At 72.4% G+C, this 2,646-nt stretch carries 2 protein-coding genes; one reads left to right on the plus strand and one right to left on the minus strand.

What is annotated here, in order from left to right:
• On the minus strand, positions 1–605 hold a 605-nt coding region (locus VF468_20670; GenBank protein ID HEX5880705.1), incomplete at its 3' end, for a PfkB family carbohydrate kinase.
• Between the two features lie 335 nt (positions 606–940).
• On the opposite strand from VF468_20670, the gene VF468_20675 reads away from it, so the two are divergent.
• Positions 941–2,646: AAA family ATPase (locus tag VF468_20675; protein HEX5880706.1), on the plus strand; the 1,706-nt coding region annotated here is incomplete at its 3' end.

Raw genomic sequence — 2,646 nt, forward strand, 5'->3', positions numbered from 1 at the left:
GTTCCGGGAGACAGGTTGCCGTCGAGGACCACCAGACCTGCCGTTGCGATGACGTCTCGTGCTCTGTTGACCTCCGCTGGGCCCAGCTCACTGGTCGCTGCCATGTCGGCGACAGCCGACACCAGTTCCCCGTCACAGTCCAGCAGCGCCACGTACGTGCCGGTCGGCAGGTCGGTCCGGTGCACGTACTCCAGGCGCACACCAGCCGCACCGGTCTGGTTAAGCAGGCTCTCCCCCGCGGCATCACGGCCCACGGCGGCGACCAGGAAGGTGCGGGTGCCGAGCCTGGCCAGGTTCTCGGCGACGTTGCGGCCAACACCCCCAGGTGTCATCGAGCCGTGCCCGGGGTTGCTCGTGCCCTGCCTGACCCGCTCTGCGCTGCGCGCCTTGACGTCGACATTGGCTCCGCCGACCACGACGACCCCCGGCCGGTCACCGAGGACATATCCCCGTCCGACGATGACACCCTTCTTGCCAAGGTTGGACAGGTGGACGTTGACAGCGGCACGTGACATGCCGAGCCGGGCCGCGATCTCCTCGGATCCGATCATCGGATTGCCCCGCAGGAGAGCAACGACCTGCTGCTCCCGAACCGTCAGTCTCACACTTAGCAGAGTAAGGCGTTCTTAGTGCACTTAAGCTGCTCCCCCGCGCCGACCGACCGGAGCGGGTCGAGGGTCGACAGCGAAAGCAAACGCCGCCAAGCTCCAGAGGGTGGCCAGGGGCCACGGGGGGAGCCCCTGACCGCGAAGAGAGACGCTACTTCACGTTCGCTCGCTGCGGAAAGCACTCTCGCTGATCCGCTGAGCCGTCTGCCCGATATCGTCCATTCCCAGTCGCCCTGGTCCCGCTAGGCTTCTTCGACCGCTACTCCGTGGCGCGAGTCGCGGTGCGCTGCAGCAACGTGCGCTCCCTGCTGGAGACACTCGGGACGGAACCGTTGACCCCAACCTGGCATGCCTACTCGTCCAGGCTGGTCGGCCGAGGCGGTGAGTTCGACCGCCTGCGCCGGCTGCTGGAGGGCATGGAGAGGACCACCACCGGGCGGATGGCGCTCGTCCACGGCGAGGCCGGGGTGGGCAAGTCACGGCTGGTTCGGGAGGCCACCGCGGTGGCCCGGCGAGCCGGCATCAGTGTATTCGCCGGTCGGGCCGTGCCGTCCGGCGATGCGTACCGCCCGCTCGCCGACGCGCTCAGCGTCGCGTTGCGAGGCCGTCCGTTGCCTCGGGAGAACGGCCTGCGGCCGTATCTGCCGGCCCTGTCCGCACTGCTTCCCGATGCCGGCATCGAGGGACGGTCCGAACCGAGCGGCGGGGTCATCCTGGGCGAGGCGATCCTGCGGCTGGTGACTGCACTGGCCGGCCCGCGCGGCGCCATGCTGGTGCTGGAGGACCTGCACTGGGCCGACCTCGACACCCTCGACGTGCTGAGCTACCTGGCCGATGCGGCGACCACCTCGCCGGTGGTGCTCGTGGCGACCGCCCGGGACGAGCCGGACCCCCCGCAACGGTTGCTCGACCTCGCGCGGGCCTGCCAGGCCGACGTCATCCCGCTGGACCGCCTCAGCCCGCTGGACGTGCGCGGGGTGGTGGAGTCATGCCTGTCGGCGGCCCCGCCGGACGAGCTGGTGGGGTTCGTCATCGAGCATGCCGACGGCTTGCCGTTCCTGGTCGAGGAGCTGCTGACCGGGCTGGCCGCGGTCGGCGCGCTGGATCCGGACGGGACCCTGACCGGCCCGCTCACCGCGAACGTGCCGCGGACGTTCGCGGCCACCGTGCGCCGCCGGCTGGCCGGCCTGGACCCGAGTGCGCGCGCGGTGGTGGAGACCGCTGCGGTTCTCGGCCGCCGGTTCGACTGGCGGCTGATCCCGGAGATCACCGGGCTGGCCGAGACGGCGGTGCTGGCCGGCCTGCGGTCTGCGGTGGCCACCGGCCTGGTCGTGGCGCACGACACCGACACCGACACCTTCCGGTTCCGGCACGCGCTGACCTGCGACGCGGTGCGCACCGACCTGCTGCCGCCGGAGCACCAGGCGCTGGCCCGGGCCGCCGCTGCGGTCGTCGAGCGGCGCGAGCCGGAGGCAGGCGACCTGGCGGCCGGGCTGTGGATGGCGGCAGGAGAGGACGCCCGGGCCGCCGAGCTGTACCTGTACGCCGGCTTGCAGGCTCGTCGCCGGGGCGCGCTGCACACCGCGGACGCCCAGCTGACCCGCGCCGCGACCCTGGCCGTGGACAAGCCGGCACTGCGCCGGGAGGCGGAGGCGGTGCTGGTCGAGGTGCTGGCCGATGCCGGCGACACCGACCGGGCGCTGGCGCTGGGCGAGCGGATGCTGGCCCGCGGAGAGACCTGGGTCCGGCTGACGCTGGCCGAGGTGGCGGCCGAAGCCGGCAGGTGGGACGTCGCCGCCTCCGGGCTGATCGCGCTGCCGGACACCGGCGATCCGCGGGCCAGCGTGCTGGCCGCTCGGCTGGCGCACGAACGGGGCCAGCCGGAGAAGGCGCGGAGCATCGCCGAGCTGGCGCTCGCCGAGGCCGAGAAGCGCAACCAGTGGTCGGTGGCATGCCAGGCGCTGGAGGTGATGGGCCGCACCGCGCGGGTGACCGACCTGGAGGCGGCCCGGGACGCGTTCCTGGCCGCCGAGCGGCT

The organism is Actinomycetota bacterium (genome assembly GCA_036280995.1).
Taxonomy (GTDB): domain Bacteria; phylum Actinomycetota; class CALGFH01; order CALGFH01; family CALGFH01; genus CALGFH01.